This window comes from Paenibacillus sp. Soil766 (genome assembly GCF_001428105.1).
GTDB lineage: Bacteria > Bacillota > Bacilli > Paenibacillales > NBRC-103111 > Paenibacillus_E.
Window position 1 is genome coordinate 257,194 of record NZ_LMSJ01000054.1, and the last position, 17,970, is coordinate 275,163.

17 protein-coding genes are annotated in these 17,970 nt (G+C 46.9%); 9 read left to right on the forward strand and 8 right to left on the reverse strand.

Features of this window, described 5'->3' with window-relative positions; all coding sequences use genetic code 11:
- The first annotated feature begins 24 nt into the window (after positions 1-24).
- Complete coding sequence (locus ASG89_RS30605) at positions 25-870, forward strand: C39 family peptidase (RefSeq protein WP_057315122.1); 846 nt, start codon at positions 25-27, stop codon at positions 868-870.
- A gap of 387 nt (positions 871-1,257) precedes the next feature.
- Here ASG89_RS30605 and infC read toward each other — a convergent pair whose 3' ends face one another.
- The gene (gene infC / locus ASG89_RS30610) at positions 1,258-1,743 is read right to left on the reverse strand and encodes a translation initiation factor IF-3 (protein WP_057315233.1); all 486 of its coding nucleotides are present in this window, start codon (positions 1,741-1,743) and stop codon (positions 1,258-1,260) included.
- Between the two features lie 117 nt (positions 1,744-1,860).
- On the opposite strand from infC, the gene ASG89_RS30615 reads away from it, so the two are divergent.
- On the forward strand, positions 1,861-2,169 hold the full coding sequence (locus ASG89_RS30615) for a hypothetical protein (protein ID WP_057315123.1): 309 nt from the start codon (positions 1,861-1,863) through the stop codon (positions 2,167-2,169).
- Between the two features lie 31 nt (positions 2,170-2,200).
- Here the strand turns inward: ASG89_RS30615 and ASG89_RS30620 are convergent, their stop codons facing one another.
- From ASG89_RS30620 to ASG89_RS30635, 4 genes are all read right to left on the reverse strand, one after another.
- The gene (locus ASG89_RS30620) at positions 2,201-3,232 is read right to left on the reverse strand and encodes an LLM class flavin-dependent oxidoreductase (RefSeq protein WP_057315124.1); all 1,032 of its coding nucleotides are present in this window, start codon (positions 3,230-3,232) and stop codon (positions 2,201-2,203) included.
- Between the two features lie 131 nt (positions 3,233-3,363).
- Complete coding sequence (locus ASG89_RS30625; RefSeq protein ID WP_057315125.1) at positions 3,364-4,023, reverse strand: class I SAM-dependent methyltransferase; 660 nt, start codon at positions 4,021-4,023, stop codon at positions 3,364-3,366.
- Between the two features lie 41 nt (positions 4,024-4,064).
- Positions 4,065-4,763, reverse strand: a complete 699-nt coding sequence (locus ASG89_RS30630) for a phosphatase PAP2 family protein (protein ID WP_162259745.1) — start codon at positions 4,761-4,763, stop codon at positions 4,065-4,067.
- A gap of 45 nt (positions 4,764-4,808) precedes the next feature.
- Positions 4,809-5,483, reverse strand: a complete 675-nt coding sequence (locus ASG89_RS30635; RefSeq protein ID WP_057315127.1) for a TVP38/TMEM64 family protein — start codon at positions 5,481-5,483, stop codon at positions 4,809-4,811.
- A gap of 212 nt (positions 5,484-5,695) precedes the next feature.
- Between ASG89_RS30635 and ASG89_RS30640 the strand changes: the two genes are divergently transcribed.
- From ASG89_RS30640 to ASG89_RS30665, 6 genes are all read left to right on the forward strand, one after another.
- Entirely contained in the window at positions 5,696-8,011 is a 2,316-nt protein-coding gene (locus ASG89_RS30640; protein ID WP_057315128.1) for a helix-turn-helix domain-containing protein, read from the forward strand.
- 147 nt (positions 8,012-8,158) lie between these two features.
- Complete coding sequence (locus ASG89_RS30645; RefSeq protein ID WP_057315129.1) at positions 8,159-9,808, forward strand: extracellular solute-binding protein; 1,650 nt, start codon at positions 8,159-8,161, stop codon at positions 9,806-9,808.
- 106 nt (positions 9,809-9,914) lie between these two features.
- Positions 9,915-10,883, forward strand: coding sequence for an ABC transporter permease (locus tag ASG89_RS30650; protein ID WP_057315130.1), 969 nt, complete (start codon positions 9,915-9,917; stop codon positions 10,881-10,883).
- Positions 10,884-10,899: 16 nt separating this feature from the next.
- Positions 10,900-11,775 (forward strand): carbohydrate ABC transporter permease, encoded by an 876-nt coding sequence (locus ASG89_RS30655; protein WP_057315131.1) that lies wholly within the window; start codon positions 10,900-10,902, stop codon positions 11,773-11,775.
- 210 nt (positions 11,776-11,985) lie between these two features.
- Positions 11,986-13,416, forward strand: a complete 1,431-nt coding sequence (locus ASG89_RS30660; RefSeq protein WP_057315132.1) for an FAD-binding oxidoreductase — start codon at positions 11,986-11,988, stop codon at positions 13,414-13,416.
- Position 13,417: 1 nt separating this feature from the next.
- Positions 13,418-13,996, forward strand: coding sequence for an MFS transporter (locus tag ASG89_RS30665; RefSeq protein WP_057315133.1), 579 nt, complete (start codon positions 13,418-13,420; stop codon positions 13,994-13,996).
- Between the two features lie 205 nt (positions 13,997-14,201).
- Here the strand turns inward: ASG89_RS30665 and ASG89_RS30670 are convergent, their stop codons facing one another.
- The 3 genes from ASG89_RS30670 to ASG89_RS30680 all read right to left on the reverse strand — a co-directional run bounded on the left by ASG89_RS30670 (position 14,202) and on the right by ASG89_RS30680 (position 16,413).
- Positions 14,202-14,858 carry a hypothetical protein gene (locus tag ASG89_RS30670; RefSeq protein ID WP_157276868.1) on the reverse strand — a complete coding sequence of 219 codons (657 nt, stop codon included), beginning with the start codon at positions 14,856-14,858 and terminating at the stop codon, positions 14,202-14,204.
- A gap of 33 nt (positions 14,859-14,891) precedes the next feature.
- The gene (locus ASG89_RS30675; RefSeq protein ID WP_157276869.1) at positions 14,892-15,470 is read right to left on the reverse strand and encodes a discoidin domain-containing protein; all 579 of its coding nucleotides are present in this window, start codon (positions 15,468-15,470) and stop codon (positions 14,892-14,894) included.
- Between the two features lie 151 nt (positions 15,471-15,621).
- Complete coding sequence (locus ASG89_RS30680) at positions 15,622-16,413, reverse strand: hypothetical protein (protein WP_057315136.1); 792 nt, start codon at positions 16,411-16,413, stop codon at positions 15,622-15,624.
- Positions 16,414-16,927: 514 nt separating this feature from the next.
- On the opposite strand from ASG89_RS30680, the gene ASG89_RS30685 reads away from it, so the two are divergent.
- Entirely contained in the window at positions 16,928-17,953 is a 1,026-nt protein-coding gene (locus ASG89_RS30685; protein ID WP_057315137.1) for a BMP family lipoprotein, read from the forward strand.
- Positions 17,954-17,970 lie beyond the last annotated feature (17 nt).

The window sequence follows — 17,970 nt, forward strand, 5'->3', positions numbered from 1 at the left end:
CATTGACAGGAACGGACGTGCTACATGAAGAAATTCAGTTTGCTCACACCTCTAGTGCTGGCTTTGGCCTGCTTTACACTTATTCTACTCCTAAAATCACATTCCCCCGATGCGAAAAAACTCCACACGACGTTATCCAGTCAAGTTGGAGAAGTTCCAGATCAGCATCATGAAGAGGAAACCGCAACCGAAATTCCTTTACCCATTATAGCTGTCGTAACAGAGGCCGTATCCACTACTAGCCAGACACCCAATGATGAAGCCTCTACTCTCACTAAGCAGCATGTTCACATACAAGCGATTCCCGCGCTCTCGCAGCTCCCCGAGCTGCCAAATGGTTGTGAAGCTGTCGCTGCGACCATGCTGCTGAATTGGGCCGGACTGCCGATAACGAAGGAAGAAGTGGCTCATGCTCTCCCTACAGGAGATATGCCCTATGAGAATGAGTTTGGTGCTTTTGTTGGCGCAAATCCCAAAGATGTTTTCGTTGGTGATCCTTTTGATATCGGCTATGGGATTTATCATACCCCAGTCGCGAAGCTGATGAATCAGTGGTTACCTGGTCACGTTCGCGATCTAACAGGAACCTCCTTTGAAGATTTGCTTGGCGTCATCGCGAAAGGCAACCCTGCCATGATTTGGGCAACCGAGCATATGGATAGTCCTTTTTTCGACTTGGAGTGGGAGGATGAGACGGGTGAGCTTGTCCCGTGGTATCAGCCGGAACACGCCTTATTGCTAACTGGCTGGGATGATGATTATGCTTATATGAACGATCCGATGACTGGTGAACAAGAAGCCTATCCGCTCGCTTCCTTCAAAGAAGCATGGGAGTTCATGGGTTCGCAGGCGATCACGATCATCGGATAGCGACTAATGAATTTGCAGAATGTAGCAAAGCACTATTTAGAATCCGAAAACTTATACTTCTATTGTGGTCAAAATTGCAAAAGAGCACTTTTGGAATAGGTTTCCCATCTGAAATTGAAAATTGATGCAAATACTTTTTGCACTTTTGAGAGAAGAGGGAGTGTATGTTAAGTAGCTCGAATGCTGGAGTAGTTTGAGTTATTTGAGTTGTTTGAGTTGCTGGAGTTGCTGGAGTTGCTGGAGTTGCTGGAGCAGTTTCCGTAGCCAAGTTCCTTTCAGCAGAGTAGATAGCAATCTACTCGCTTACTTTTCCCTCCCATAGCCTACATCCACCCCCACCCACCAAAAAAGCATGGACCTCCCCCGAAAGGGGTTGTCCATGCTTTTTTATAAGGGATCCAACTGAACGGCCGCTTGCTTGCCGCTTAGCTGGATGCCTGTGCGCTTCTTACCGTGGGAGGTGAGCTTCTCCACTAACCCCTCCAGTAATTCCTTGGCTTTCGCGCCTTCCTTGCCCGAGATCTTAACAACCAGCAGGACGGCGTCTCCGCTCTTCAACATGCGTTCAGCTTGTTGACGCTTCGTCTCGAGATCGTGATCTTCGATGTTGGCGGTCAAGCGAAGCTCCTTGACCTTCGGGCCTTGTTCTTGCTTCCGAACCTGCTGCTTTTCTTGCAGGGCCTCTTGTTTGGCTGCGCCTGCTCCAATCAGCTTGCAAGGAGGCGGGCTGCTCATGAGCGAGGTGCAGACGAGGTCTACTTTTAACCTTTTGGCAAGGAGAAGCGCGTCCTTCGTGGACATTACACCTAAATCCTCACCTTGCAGCCCCGTAACTTGAACTTCGGAAGCTTTGATTTTCTCGTTCTTAATAATCATTGTGAATACACCTAATCTTTCGCTATAATGAACCCATCCACCCGTAGGTGGATAGAGGTTGGCCTAGTTATTACGCGTGTTGCAATCGTTATATAAGGAGCTGTCTGTTACCCGATGAATAATAAACAATTAGAAGAGCAAATGATCGAAAATTACAAACGTGAAGAGCATATGATGATTTTGGTTTTTGCACAGTGGTGTATAAACCATGGTCTGGACCCTGCAGCACTTTATCTTAGCGCCTATCCAGACCAGCCCAATAATGAAGCACTTGAGAAAGCACTTGAATTAACGGTACCGAAAGAGGAAGCCGGCGAGGTACCGGATGACACTTTGCTTGGCGTGCTTTCCCTCTTTGGCAATGAAGAGCTGGCGTTCATTGTGACGCAAGAGATCGACAAGAGATCGAAGCGCACGCGCTAAGCGGGCACTCATCCACTAGCCTTGAATCCCGCTAGATTACGTAACTGTGCTGATGACTTAGCTGAAAAGCTTCCGCCAACAACTCCACAGTCCGTAGTCTCGTTTCCACTTGGTGTCCACCTGCAACGACCATGACTTCGTCGACACCATAGCTTTCGGCAAGATGCAGGATTTGTTCCCTGACCTGGCCAGGATTACCCACGATCATCCGTGAGCGATTGTCTCTCACACGGGTTTGATCCCAATCGGAATACGTATATTCCGCAGCTTCCTTCGGCGATTTCACTCCAGTGAACTCGCCTTTTTCCATTTGCAGAATACGCAAATCGACTGAGGTCGCAAGCTCCTCCGCCTCGGCTGTCGTTTCGGCGCACAGCGCATAGATGCACACCGTCGCCTGCGGCACGACATTAAGAGCGGACGGCTGGAATGAGCTGCGGTAGCTGCGCACCGCATGCTGACCTCCCGCGCCGTTGATGAAGTGCGCGAAGCAGAAGGCTGCGCCTGCCTGCGACGCATACACCCCGCTCTGCCCAGTGGAGCCGAGCAGCCACACCTGGGGCATCGAGGCCACCAAAGGGGTGGCACGGATGCCCTCGAATACGTGCCCAGGTTCCACCGAGTCGGTGAGGAACCGCAGCAAATCCGTGACTTGCGCAGGGAACCGCTCAAGTCCCTCGAACAGATCGGCGCTGACGCCACGCAGCGCCTTGGCCGTATGCGGCGTGCCGCCAGGTGCACGCCCGATGCCAAGGTCGATGCGCCCCGGATAGAGCGCCTCGAGCATACGGAAGTTCTCAGCGACCTTGTAGGCGCTGTAGTGAGGAAGCAGCACGCCGCCAGAGCCAAGTCGTATACGGCTTGTGCGAGCAGCCAGCGTAGATAATAGTACCTCTGGAGAAGAACCTGCAAGCCCCTCTGAATTATGGTGCTCTGACACCCAGAATCGGGTGTAGCCGAGTCGATCAGCGAGCTGTGCCAGCGCAATCGTTTGTTGCAATGCCTCACTATGGGTAAAGCCGGATGATACCGGTGACTGATCGAGAATACTTAGCTTTAGCATAGTCATCCCTTCTTTCTGAGTCTTCTGCTAATGATGACATGATAATTATACAACGCTTGGCTCACAAAAGAAAAAAGGACAAACCGAAGTGGCGTTGTCCTGTGGGGTGTGCAATGACCGTTGTCGTATGTTTAAACACTTATTTTTTCAAGTACAAATCGAATACACCATAAGTCCCTGCCATAATAGTCAGACGTAATCGCATTAACTGGCTTCGTAAAGTCATGATCCCCGACCAGTTGCAAACCCGAAGCCGCAATCAAACTTAGAAAGCTTTCAACATCTACATCCGGATAATCAACGGTAATAATCAATTTGCCACTATTTTTCAAGACTCGTTTAAACTCTTGTAGAGAACGAAGCTGTACATCAGTGTCGTCAATATGTTCCATGACAGAAATACAGAAAGCTACATCGAACATAGCGTCGTCATATGGCAAATTTGAAATGTCAGAAACAGCGAATTTGGGAATACTTAGAATAGGCAGGTTAATTTGATCTATATGCTCTTTCCCAATGTTATATTCCAATTCTTTGATAATTTCGTTGGTATCTAAGATACGTTTATCCATGTCGCAAGCGTAAACTTCTTTACATTTGTCCGCTAAATAATACTTAAAGGGATGACCTAATCCACATGCAGCATCTAGAACAATATCACCTTTTTCAACAAAATGGGAAGCCCAAATGTACTCATAATGTCTACTCCACCAATGATCAGGCAACCGATAAAAGATGTCCTGATTCTTGGTATCTTCATAAGTAAAAAAGCGAGATGTATCTAAAGCCATGCACATTCCCCCGTGAGATCGTTTATATGTATTGTTATTAATTACATATTCTCCAAGATTGTGTATTTCCCTTTATAGGTAGATTTCATGACTCTCCTGCGCCTAATTGTGCGAATCGCGTGCATACAGCCGATAAGCCCAAGACCTCCAGCCGTGTAGCCCGCCAGCACATCACTTGGATAATGCACACCAAGGTAAATACGACTAAGTCCAATACACAGAATGACTAAGACAGCAACGGGTGGTATCAGCCACGCCGTTCTCCATGTTTGACGTACATTCACCCATAACAAGTAGGCAAGTAAACCATAGAAGACTATGGAAACCATCGCGTGACCACTGGGAAAGCTGAAGCTATCCACCTCTACTAACCAGCCCTCTGCCGATGGACGATCACGTTGAATAAGCTCTTTCAACCCGGAATTTAGCAGCCATGCACCAAGTACACCCAAGAATAAGACAATAGTCTCCCATCTATGCTTGAATTTAAAATACAACAGTCCAGCTACTAGAAAAAAGAGGATAAATTCTGTGGAACCGCTTCCCATAAATGTGAAAACTTTGGCAACAGGTGTCCATGAATCCCCTCGCTGCCCATGGATGTAACCGCCTACATGTTGATCAAAAGCTTGTAACCATTTCGCCGAAATGCTCTGCGTCAACACAATAAAACTAAGGAGCAGAGCACCTGCTCCCCCTAAGCTCCAGATCAAATCCCTTGCTACCACTTTCCCCTTCATCTGTTCAATGCCCTCCCACGGCGACATATTTCTTATTACTTCCTCTTACGCTTCCTGGCGCACTTTGCGCACTTTGCGCCCTTGCCTTTTCTTAATTATCAGTGGAACGATAGCAAAAACCGCATACATCGCTACGGCCCCGAGAAACTTCCATGACCAGATATCATTTAAGGAAGCGCCAAAAACGTTATAAACAATCGCTCCCGGAATAATTCCGATAAACGTAGCCCACGTATAGTCCCAGAAACGGATTTTCGATAATCCGGCCCCATAGCTGATCCCATCGAATGGAAAGAAAGGCATGAGCCGCATATACAGCACCACCATGAAGCCTTTTTCCTCTGCCTTTTGATCAAAGGATAGCAGCTTAGGGCTTCGTAAAATGCGTTGCATGCTGCCGCGGCCCCATTTGCGTGTTATGTAGAAAGATAGTAATGCTCCTGCACCCGCACCTATAATATCGTAGATCGTTCCCCAGAAGGCACCAAATACATAGCCCCCATACAGGGTTAATGGCGTTGCCGGAAACAATACCAAAGGCCTGAGTGTATACGCGAGTATATATAAGAGCCCGCCTACCGGGCCTAAATCACGCAGCCATCTGGTCACCCAGTTAAGATCTAGATGTTTAAATACACCCGTCCATTTCAAAATTAACAAACCAAGTACAGCTAGAATGAACCAACTAATTAGCAACCAAAGCGGCTTTGAACGCGCCATGGCTCGCCTCCTTCATGCTCCTGATTCCAATCCCAGCCATAGCGGATGGATCTTCCCTCCATCTTACACAAATATGTTGGTCGATATCAACTTACTCATTGATGCTGACAGTTAGATATGATAAACTGCACCCATCTTCTCTCCAAGCATATTCCATCATTTCTCATATTGCTTGCCACCTATAATCCCGCACCCACTGGAGGGGCTTATCTATGCTGCTGCGACGCAAAAGTATTTTTCTTACGCTATGGCTCTCTTACATTCTCATTCTGCTTATTCCCGTAACAGGTACGTTCATTCTGTATACCAATATGGAAAAAAACATGGTCGATAATGCCAATCGGTCTAATTTGGCCATGCTTGAACAGGCTCGTCAGGTTGTTGACAACAACTTGCAAGAGATCGAACAGCTTGGCATTCAGATCGCGACACAGCCTAAGCTTCAAACCTTATGGACGATCAAAGACAGCGAAAAATACATTCAATATGAAGAAGCGGTCCGCGCATTAAGAACGATTCGCAATGGCTCCCCATTTATTGATGACTTTTACGTTTACCTACGGGATGAAGACGCCGTAATTTCACCCATTTTGAAAACGGATGCCCCAACCTTTTTCACAAAGTTGTACCCACTCCCTGGTAAAAACTTGGAGCACGTACGCACGGAGCTTTTAACCGGATATCATTATTTAACTTACTTGCCTACTTCCGCTTCATCGACTGCCGACCCTGCCACTAAAAGCGTCATTGCCAGTGCAATCTCATTACCTCTTGGCGAGACTAGCAACATCAAAGGCACGATTGTCATGCTTATTAATGAGCAGCAAATCCTTGATCTTCTGAAAGGTATTCAATGGGTCGATAACGGTACTATGTTCATTCTGGATGAGAAGGGACAAGTGATTATTTCCACCTCAAATACCTACAAACTTTCTCCAAGCCTGCTCGCTGAAACCCAAAACTCCAATGGTTACGAAACATATAACGCTGATGGCACCACACAAATGCTATCCTTTACAACAGGCACAAGCGGCTGGAAGTATATATCCCTTGTTCCCAAAAGTGTTGTCTTAGAGCGCGTGAACGAAATGAAAACATGGGCCATCTATTTGATCATACTAGTAGTCGCTGCTGGAAGTGCTGCTGCTTATTGGATGGCGTACCGCAGCTATAGTCCAATTCGCGATCTTGTTTATGCCATTAACAAAGGTAAAAATGTGCCACGAAATGGCCCTTCGAACGAATACGACTTTATTCGAAACTCCATTGCCGCCTCTGTGGCCGAAGGCAAAGCGCTTGAGCAGCAGCTTGCTGGACATCTCCCGGTCGTGCGTGCCAATTTTTTGACCCGCTTGTTAAAAGGTGAAGTTGAGCAAACCGAATTAACGGAAGACTCTCTTGCTTTTATGGGCATTAGGCTCCCGCATCACTATGTTAGCGTCATCATTCTTGAAGTCGATGAAAGCCGAGATTTTCGGATTGCCGAGAGCGACCGAGATCGTGCGCTCGTGCGGTTTATTTTATTCAATTTGAGCAGTGAATTCGTTGGTGATTCCGGATATGTCACGGAAACTGATAACAATCGCTTAGCGCTTCTGTTGAATGTCCCCGATGCTTCAGAAGAGACCATTCAGAGTCGAGACCGATTAATCGCTGAGCTCAAGGGAGTTATCGAGGATCGCTTCCGTATGAAGATCACCGTTGCGACCAGCTCCCTGCATTTGGGCAGACTAGAAGCCTCCCGATGCTATATCGAAGCGCTAAATGCGCTAGATTACCGAATTATTCACGGCATTAACGCTGTTATACATTACGATGACATTCGTTACATGGAACGCACTTATTATCACTATCCCATGGAGATGGAAGCACAAATCATGAATTGTCTCAAAAGCGGGGATTATGAAGGTGTCGAACGACTTCTAAACGAGCTGTACCAGCACAATATGGGTTCTCGTGACACGACGCCTGAACTAGGAAAGTTACTCTTCCTGAATCTGTTAGGAACCGTGCTCAAAGTCACCAGTGCTTTGAAAATCGATGAGAAACAATGGCAGGAGGACGGCTCAGACCCAGTAAAGCTAATCATTAACAGCACATCGGCAGAAGATATGTTAAAGAAGGTCAAAGAACTTTGCTTATTTATTTGCAACAGTGTACAAGAAGCTCGCTCCGAACAGCATGAACGTTGGCAAGAACGAATGAAGCACTATATCGATGAACATTATGGAGATCATTCCCTCAGTTTAACTTCGATTGCGGATCATTTTGGGATGACGCCTCAATATGTATCCGGATTGTTTAAAAGGCAGTATGGGATCAATTTGACCGATTATATGATTGAAGTTCGAATGAAAGAGGCAAAGCGCTTACTTGAGGTACCGGGCATGACCGTTCTGCAAGTCGCACAAGGCGTTGGCTATTCGACAGACATAGGCTTTATCCGTGTTTTCAAAAAAATAGAAGGCATTACCCCTGGAAAGTACCGTGAAATGCAACAACGTGAGGATCATCTGAAGGATGGTTAGCCCTCCTGAAATACGGTTTGCCCCTGATCTGAAGGGGGGTTTATCATTCATTAGAACGTATTGTAGGCAGCAAAAGTCTGTTCTTTTATATTGAAATTGCGGACAACAACACCGCAAAAACAATATGTACAGGAGGGTCACCCACGAATGAACAGAAAGAAAAGAACGATCCAATTAACAGTGATCTCAGCAGCAGCACTCTCAGTCTTCATGGCGGGCTGTAGCAGCGACACAGCCAAATCAACGCCTGCAGCAGCAGGAACAGCTCCCGCCGTATCGGCAGCGGCTGAAGTCAAATATCCCGCTTCCATTACGTACTGGGTACAGCTGAACGGCAATGCAGGCGCGATTATGAAGACGTACAATGAGATGGCTGCCTATAAGGAAATTGAAAAGAAAACCGGAACCAAGGTTGAATTCCAGCATCCTCCGACAGGGCAAGAGAAAGACCAATTCAATATTATGCTGGCTTCAGGAAGCTTGACTGATGTGGTGGAATACAACTTCGCCTCAGGCACAGGGGCAGCCGCTGCCCAAAGTCCTGATGCTCTGATTAAAGGTAAACAGATTCTGCGTTTGAACGAGTTAATTGAGAAATATGCGCCCAACTTGACCAAAGTATTGAAGGAACGCCCTGAGTTCCGCAAAATGATGACAACTGATGAAGGCAATATTTATGTCATGCCAAACCTTCTGGGCGACGAGCAGCTAAGCGTCGTGAACGGCCCGATTTTCCGCAAAGATTGGCTTGATAAGTTGAACTTGAAAGTGCCAACTACCATTCCCGAATGGGAAACGGTCTTGAAGGCATTCCGCGATAAGGATCCCAACGGCAACGGCAAACAGGATGAGATCCCCTTCTTTATGAATTTGGCCGGCGATTTTGACTTGAACCATCTGTTTGTTGGCGCCTATGGTATTGCAACGGACTTCTATAACGATAACGGCAAGGTGAAATACGGCCCTATACAGCCCGAGTACAAGGAGTTTCTGGCTACTTTAGCCCGTTGGTACAAGGAAGGACTTATCGATAAGGACTACGCAAGCATCAAGGATTCCAAGCTTAAGGACAACAAAATTATCAGTAACCAGGTCGGCGCTTACTCCGGTTTTGCCGGTTCCGGTCTAGGCCGTTACTTAGACTTGGCTAAAGGGACAAACCCAGGCTTCTCCCTCGTAGGAGCCCCCTATCCGAAGCTCAAAGAGGGCGGACCAAACCCGCTTGGCCAGTATACGATGCCTTTCGTCGGATACGGCGCAGCCATATCGGCCAAAGCCAAAAACCCGGAGCAAATTATTAGATGGCTCGATTACAAGTACGGTCCGGAAGGCCACATGCTCATCAACTTCGGCATCGAAGGCGAAAGCTACAAAATGGAGAACGGCTATCCCAAGTACACCGACATGATTATGAACAACCCGGATAAGCTGCCGATGACGCAAGCGATGGCTAAATATTTCCAATCCAGCTGGAACGGACCATTCGTTCAGGATAAGCGGGTTATCGAACAATATTACACCATTCCTGCGCAGCGTGAAGCACAAAAAACGTGGGCCCAAGCGGATCATTCCAAGCAAATGCCGAGCATTAGTCTGAATGCCGATGAAAGCTCGAAAACAGCTTCGGTCATGAATGACGTCAAGACCTACAAGGAAGAAATGTTCAATAAATTCGTCATGAACGCAGAACCGATTGAAAGCTTTGATAAGTATGTGCAAACGATGAAAAGCATGGGGATCGAGGAAGCGATCAAAGTCCGCCAAGCCGCATTGGATCGTTACCTCAGCAGAAAGTAAGCTAAGCTTCAGACGTAAACATACGGCGCGGGAGAGAATCTTCCCGCCGTATGGCGTCTTTCTGCGTCCATTTTGACAGACTCACCAGCTCAAGGAGGAACTCGCGATGTCCACAGCGCTCCATCAACAACCTGACTCCGTGAAGCCCGCGGTCGACAAGAACGGGTTCAAGTACCGGTTTATACGCGACGCTAGGCTCAATAAATATATCTATCTCATGCTGCTTCCCGTCGTAGTCTATTATGTTCTCTTCTATTATGTTCCGATGTACGGACTGCAGATCGCCTTCAAGGATTATTCTCCTGGTATCGGCATTCTGCACAGCGACTGGGTTGGCCTGAAACACTTTCAGGATTTCTTCGGCAGCTTTTATTTTTCTCGTATTTTGCGCAATACGCTGCTAATAAGCTTGTATGAATTGCTGTTCGCCTTCCCCGCATCCATCGTGCTTGCCCTTTTGCTTAATGAACTGCGCAGCGCAGTGTTGAAGCGTACCGTTCAAACGATTACGTATATGCCGCATTTTATATCAATTGTGGTCATCTCAGGTATGATGGTTGACTTCCTGGCCCGTGACGGCTTAATAAATAACCTGCTCAGCTCCTTGTTCGGTGTGGAACCCATCTCCTACCTGCAGGAGAGCAGTTGGTTTCGTTCCGTCTACATTTCCTCGAATGTATGGCAAAATATCGGTTGGGGCTCCATCATTTATTTGTCAGCCATGTCAGGCATCGATCCCTCACTCTATGAGGCGGCCAGAGTAGATGGCGCCAATCGTTGGAAGCAGACAATTCATATTACATTGCCGGGTATTATGTCAACGGTGGTCATCCTGCTTATTTTGCAAATCGGACACTTCATGTCCATCGGAGCCGACAAAATTTTGCTGCTCTATAATCCGACTACTTACGAAACCGCTGATGTCATCGGAACCTTCGTATATCGGAAAGGGATTCTCGAATCTGACTTCAGTTACAGCGCTGCTGTCGGTCTCTTCAACTCTCTCATTAATTTTACGCTACTCGTTTTGGCAAATGCTTTGAGCCGGCGCACTAGCGATAACAAGCTTTGGTGAAAGGAGGCTCATCCACATGCGCAGAAGCTGGGGAGAACAACTATTCGACCTGTCGAATTCCTTGTTCTTGATCCTATTATCTTTATTTACCTTGTACCCATTCGTCTATGTGTTATTCGCCTCCTTTAGCGACCCGACATGGGCCATGCAAGTGCGCGGCCTGATTTGGTATCCTAAAGGGCTCAATTGGGAAGCTTATCGAATGGTTTTCCAGAACCCTTCGATTATTACCGGATATACGAACACACTGATGTACGTTGTTTTGGGCACCTCGCTGAACATTCTTATGACCTCATTCGGCGCTTATGCTCTATCTAGACAGCAATTAATGTGGAAAAACCCGGTCATGTTTTTGATTGTTTTCACGATGTTTTTCAACGGCGGCTTAATTCCAACATACTTGTTAATCAACGACTTAGGCATGGTGGACAGCCGCCTGGCTCTGATCATTCCCGCTGCAATGAGTGCTTATAACCTTATTATTATGCGTACGGCCTTCATGGGTGTCCCAGTTAGCCTAGAGGAATCGGCCAAGCTTGACGGGGCCAACGACTTCACCGTCCTATTCCGTGTCATTCTTCCGCTATCGATGCCTGTAGTAGCCGTCATGATTCTCTTCTATGGCGTTGCCCATTGGAATTCTTGGTTCAGTGCACTCATCTACTTACGCACGCGCGATCTCTACCCGCTCCAGCTTATTCTAAGAGAGATCCTGATCACGAACAGTACCGATTCGATGATGACCAACATTGGCGGTTCCGATAAGGTGCCAACCGGAGAAACGATCAAATACGCGACAATTATCGTAGCAACAGCGCCTATTCTTTTCCTCTACCCTTTCCTGCAAAAGTATTTCGTGAAAGGCGTTATGATCGGCGCGATCAAAGGTTGAATGCGTTTATACAATATGAAAAAGAGCGGATACCCGCTCTTTTTTGTGCATTTCAGGACTCAAACTTAGCATACAGCAACTTGCCTACTCTTATTTAAATTGACATTTCAAAAGGTGGGAATTTACACTATAGTCATATATTGGGATGTAGTTCTCGAAAGAGTCAACCTTGGCGAACAAATGCCCTATCCAACAAGTTGGGAGATACTTATGAAGAAGATTATCGTTCTACTTCTATTAACTGCGCTATGCCTCTGGCAGTATGCAAGGACCTCTGCTGCTGGTGAGTACCCCTTCTTGCGGTCGGATTACAGTAAGCTTCGACCTGTAAAGATTGAGCGAGTCACTCCTACCAAAGAAATCAAGCAGCTTCAAGGGATTATAAGCGAGGCAAGGGAGAAAGGACTCAAGATCTCAATTGCCGGACAGCGGCACAGCCAAGGTGGACATACATACTACAGGGACGGCATTGTACTGGATATGACCCCATTTAACAAGATTCTCGTCTTCGACGAGAAGGCCAAGACAATTACCGTGCAGTCAGGCGCTACTTGGGCAGATGTACAGAAGTACATCAATCCTTATGGGCTTGCGGTGAAGACGATGCAGTCGCAAAATATTTTCACCATCGGAGGATCGATCTCTGTAAATGCACATGGCCGTGACATTCGAAATGGCTCTCTCATTCGTTCGGTCGAATCCTTTCGACTACTGGGGGCAGACGGCCAAATAAGAAATGTTTCACGATTTGAAAATGCAGAGCTATTCCCGTTGGCCTTGGGAGGATACGGCCTATTCGGTGTCATCATGGACGTGACTCTGTCGCTTACAGATGACGAAGTGTACGAGATGACCAGCGAAACAATGCCTACAACAGCCTATTCCGACTACTTCCTTAACCAGGTTAAACAAAATCACGACATCCACATGCATCTCGCACGTATTTCTGTCGCACCGGATACCTTCTTAACCGAAATGTATGCTACAAATTACAGAGCACGATGGGATCTCCCGCTTACAGATCATAATAAATTGAAACTGAAAGACCGAAATGTATGGCCCTTAAAGCTTCTATTTGGACTTAATCGATCCTTCGATTGGGGGAAGAATGCGTTTTGGGACTTACAGCAGTATTTCCTTATTGGAAAGAGTACCGTACTATCACGCAACAATGCGATGCGTTCGGAGTCGGATTTTATGGACTATAGTTCGGATACCAAAAATGATCTTCTCCAAGAATTTTTCATTCCCGTGGAACATTTCAGTGAATTTATTAACGGCATAAAGCCTATCCTCCAAGTAGAACAATTAAACCTATTAAATATTACGGTTCGTTACGTTAATCAGGATGAGGAAGCGATGCTTTCGTATGCAAAAAGTGACATGTTCGCCCTTGTTTGTCTATTTAACACCCCGCTTAGTAAAGCTGCGCAGGCCCATATGACCCATGGAATCCGTCGAATCATCGATCAATTGATGCTCCTAAACGGCTCCTATTATTTGCCCTATGCTCCCTTTCCTTCGGTAGAGCAGTTCCAAACGATTTACCCTAAGGCGGAGGCCTTCTTCCAAGCAAAAGATAAGTGGGATCCACAACATCTATTTATGAATCAATTCTATGACGATTATAGGGGGCACTAGGATGAATGTGCGTATGCTCATCAAATCCCAAAGCTTAGCGACATTGGCGGCGGGAATGATTTATCCCTATTATTTATTGTTTCTGAAAAATCTCGGCAGTACGTATTCGGCATACGGCCTCGCTTTTGCCATATTCACAATAAGCTCAGCTGCATCCGCTATTTGGCTGGGTAAGCTCGTAGACCGCTCATCGAAAAAGCTCATGGCAGGAAGCTCACTAGGCATGATGGCCGCAATGCTCATTTTCCCATGGATTCCTTCCTACGGCTTCGTCTTGCTCCTCCAGGCTTTCATGGGTGTATGCAATGCCATGCAGAAAATGAGCGAGCGTGGATTGCTCGCTGACGGGACTAGCCCCGGAAATCGTGGCGACGCGCTAGGCAATTACCACTTTTGGACATCCGTAGCATCTGGGTTCGCTGTTCTTATTGGCGGTTATATCATTGATTGGCTAACGATTGATGTGTTGTTTTACGTGAGTGCGTTCATTTACGGAGGGAGTGCGTGGATGACGCTTCGAATGCAGGAAGGTACGCTGGAGAGTAACAACAACAACAACAACAACAACAAGCAACATTAACTGGAAAACCTCCCTTTATTTTTCCGATTTCAGCTGATTTTCCACGATTAACTGGATAATAGCGCGAAATTACCTGCATGTTTTTCCGTTATTAAATAAAATTTTCATCTCAAGCCGAGAGCCTGCACTTAATTTAAAGCTGGTAACTTATACGTACAAGTGTGTACACCAAAGACACCCTACTGGGCAGCGAAGGTTCTTCCCTTTACTTCGTCACATGAACCGTCATGACATCGCTTCTGGTGCTCCCAGCAGCATTCACAAGCTCTGCCTGATACACATAATCGCCAACGGCTTTATTGGTAACAGGCTTTTCAGCGGACTGAGCAGCAGGTGTTGTATCCGCCAAATTCTGCGTGTGGATCAAGATATTGTTTTCGTACAAGTTAAACGTCGTGCCATTCGTTCCCCACCACATATCCATACGGACTGTGTAGTTGCCATCTCCGTCCCAGTTATCACTCGCAATCACCGGCTTAGCCGGCAAAGCTTGTGAAACGGTAACTTCATGTAGGTCACTCCTCGTTGTGCCGAAATCATTACTAAGCTCAGCATAATACTTATAAGTGCCATTTTGCCTATTTGTAATGATGGTTGTGATAGTTTGAGCTCCTGGTGTATGGGCCGTCAAAAGTTGTGTGTCAATCAGGACATCATTCTCATATAACTTGTAGACACGCGCATTTTCTCCCCACCAGAGATTCGTAACCACATGAAATGTCCCGTCTAAAACGCCATTATCCCATCCGTTGTCATTCGAAATGGCAGGCTTAGCCGGCTTTGAAACCGCAGTGTCTGTTGGCGGTTCTATTTCCGGCTCAGATTCTTCGACAGGCGGTTGCGGCATAGACCATGACTTCATTAATACTCGTTGCCGTTGTGATGTTGTTTCCAGTTACAGCAATTCGTAGATACCGAGCCGTCGTATCCGGGATATCATAAATTTCATAATGCCGTTCACTTTCCCCGAGCTCGGCCCTTCGAAAATCTTTGTCCATGTCTGCCCATCCATTGAGGTCAGAATATCAAAGAAGAATTGGCGCTCATTTCCACGTAGCCATGAGATGCCGACATAGGTGGCCAGCGTCTCAGAGCCGAGATCGAAATCAATGGTGTTCGGCCCAAGAACGGCCCAGTACGATAACGGATCGTGATCCGCGGCGCGAGGTCCGGGCCATGTATTGTCAACCGGTCCGCTGTCGGCCAAATACGTGACAGGCAATACCGGGACATCCGTCAGCACACCCGTGAATATCCCCTTGAACACATCGATCAAATAGTTGCCCGGTCGACGGACGCCTTGGTCATCCGTCACTTCCACTACAACGGCACCTGGAATGCCGGATGCCGGCGTAATGGTAATCGTGTCGGACGAGTCTTCCGCGACAGCCGTGATCGCAGGTACGGTTTGGGTCCTGAAGGGGACTTCCACCGAATATTTCATTTTCGTCGGCCTAAAGCTTGTAAGCGGCACACCATTGATCTTGAGTTCCGATAATTGAGCGGTAGACGTCGAATTCAGGCTCCACTCCTGCAGCGGCGTGATTGCCGGCACGTCGGCAGGCGGCGCCTCAATCGTTGATAACGGTGTGAATCGAACGGCAATCGTCAGTTGATCCTTGGCGTCAGGGGATGTGAACCGTAAGCTTTCTCAGGTTGCCATTGGGCGCCACACCTTTATTATGCGATGGGCTGAGCGGAGTCGCCGTTCGGACCTCAAAGCTCGCTGCGCTGGGAGATAGGAGCTCAGCGTAAAGCCGTTTCCCATTCTGCTTGAGGATCGCCGATTTGCCGTCCGGTGCAACTGTGATTTCGGGCGCCTCCGTATGCATAAACCAATACAAGTCCGACGGGGCCTTTAGCTGAAGCTCATCCTGAAGGAGGATGCTGCTGCGGTATTGCCCCATCATCATGCCCCGCTTCGCGTACACCACGTCATCCTTGTAGGCCGACGTCATATCGACGATTGCATAGCCGCCCTCAGGCTTGGAATCGTAAGCGATGATCGGCGCGTTCGCGTCAAGCGCTTGATCCGGCTTAGCGTCCGGATTGATCACAAGCGTGTTGGAGCCTTCGGCCCTCGTGCGGTAGAAATCCCAACGATTCGGGTTTGCCTCGGGGTCGGTTGTGAAGTATCCTGGAGCGTTATAGTCTTTGTCTTCCTTACCGAGATCGACAGCCCACCGGACGCCAAGCGCATCGAGAACGAACGTCCCTATGTCGAGATTGTTATGCAGAGAGTTCGTGATCGCATAATCGCTGACCCCGCCCTTAATCGCGGCGTAGTTAGCCCCGGGATCACTCCAGGAATCGCGGAAGACCGCGACATTGTTCTTGAGCGGATGATCGTACAGCACGTCAAGCTCCAGAGGATCGCTGCTGCCGTACAGTCCCTGACGGAACCAGATCAGATCCATCGGTTCCGCTTTATGATTCTGGTTATATCCAATGGAAGCGCATACAAACACTATAGATGATTTGTTTATTCGTGCCTATGAGTCAATCTAAACAACGACAAACCCATTTTCATTTGGCGTACAAACCGCTTTTCACAACGGCTATCCCGATTTAAGATTGCTTGAAGTCCTTTTGCAAGACGCGACCGATTATGAGGTGAAAGCAATTGAGGCTATAAGAAACTACAATGCTAAACATTTCTTCCTTGGCGATTAAACCGATGTTCAGCTACACTATCCATGATACAGATATCTGCCTTTCACCGGTTGCAACTGGTAGTTAATTGAAATAGATGGATTGTGCTCGTACATTTTAGTATAATAACCGTTAGGCTTTCGAGTTTGTAGAATTATGGATGATTTTGTCGAATCGAAATCGGAAAATAATCTCTTTGACTATATCCGAGTTTTTTAGTAGGATATGATTATGTCATTGGTTAATTCATACATAAATAGATTAGGGGAGAGATACATCATGAAAAAAGTTATATTTTCAGTTCTTGCCGCAACAGTCTTACTAACAGGCTGTGGGGCTGCCAAAACAGACACAGCATCACCTGCAGCATCCGGAGCGCCAGCAGCTAAATCCGATAAGAAAATTATCCTAATTACACCTGAGAAAATCGGTGTTAACCCCTTCTTCACACAAATGGATGAGGGTGTTAAGAAAGCTAGTAAAGAATTTGGTGTTACGGTTAAAACAGTAGAATCCGCAGATGCGAGTGCAATCGAGCAAAACTTGCGCGCAGCTGTTGCTGATAATTATGATCTAATTATTACAAGCTCCTTCACGGCTGAAGATGCACTTAAAAAAGTAGCAACTGAGAATCCGAAGAAATCCTTCGCCATTATTGATACCGTTGTTGATCTTCCGAATGTTCGCAGCGTTGTTTTCCGTGAACATGAAGCAGCTTACTTGCTTGGAGCAGCAGCAGGTCTATCTACGAAGAAAAACGTGGTAGGTATGGTTGCAGCTGTTGATATCCCACTTATTAAGAAATATACAGTTGGTTTTCAAGAAGGTTTGAAAGCAACGAATCCAAATGCTAAGTTTATCGTTAACTATGTAGGCAGCTTCACGGATCCAGCGAAAGCGAAAGAATTGGCATTAACCCAATTCTCGCAAGGCGCAGACTTCATCGCAGGCGCATCGGCTGTTGGCGATCTTGGTGTATTTGAAGCTGCGAAGGAAAAAGGCTTTTATACATCCGGACAAGACATTGACCGTACGTTAACAGATCCACAGCATATCGTGCTTTCCCAATTGAAAGGTACAGATGCTGTTGCTTACCAAACCGTGAAAGATTTCGTAAATGGCACGTTCAAATTCGGTGCTGTTGACTACGGCTTGAAAGAAGATGGCGTTGGTCTAACATTCGTTACGAGAGATACGACATCAGCACTAAGTCCTTTCGTTGGACAAGATGTTGTAACGAAGGTAAAAGCTATCCGTGATGATATCGTGTCTGGTAAAGTAAAAGTAGAAAATCCAGTCAAATAATTATTGTACGAGAATCG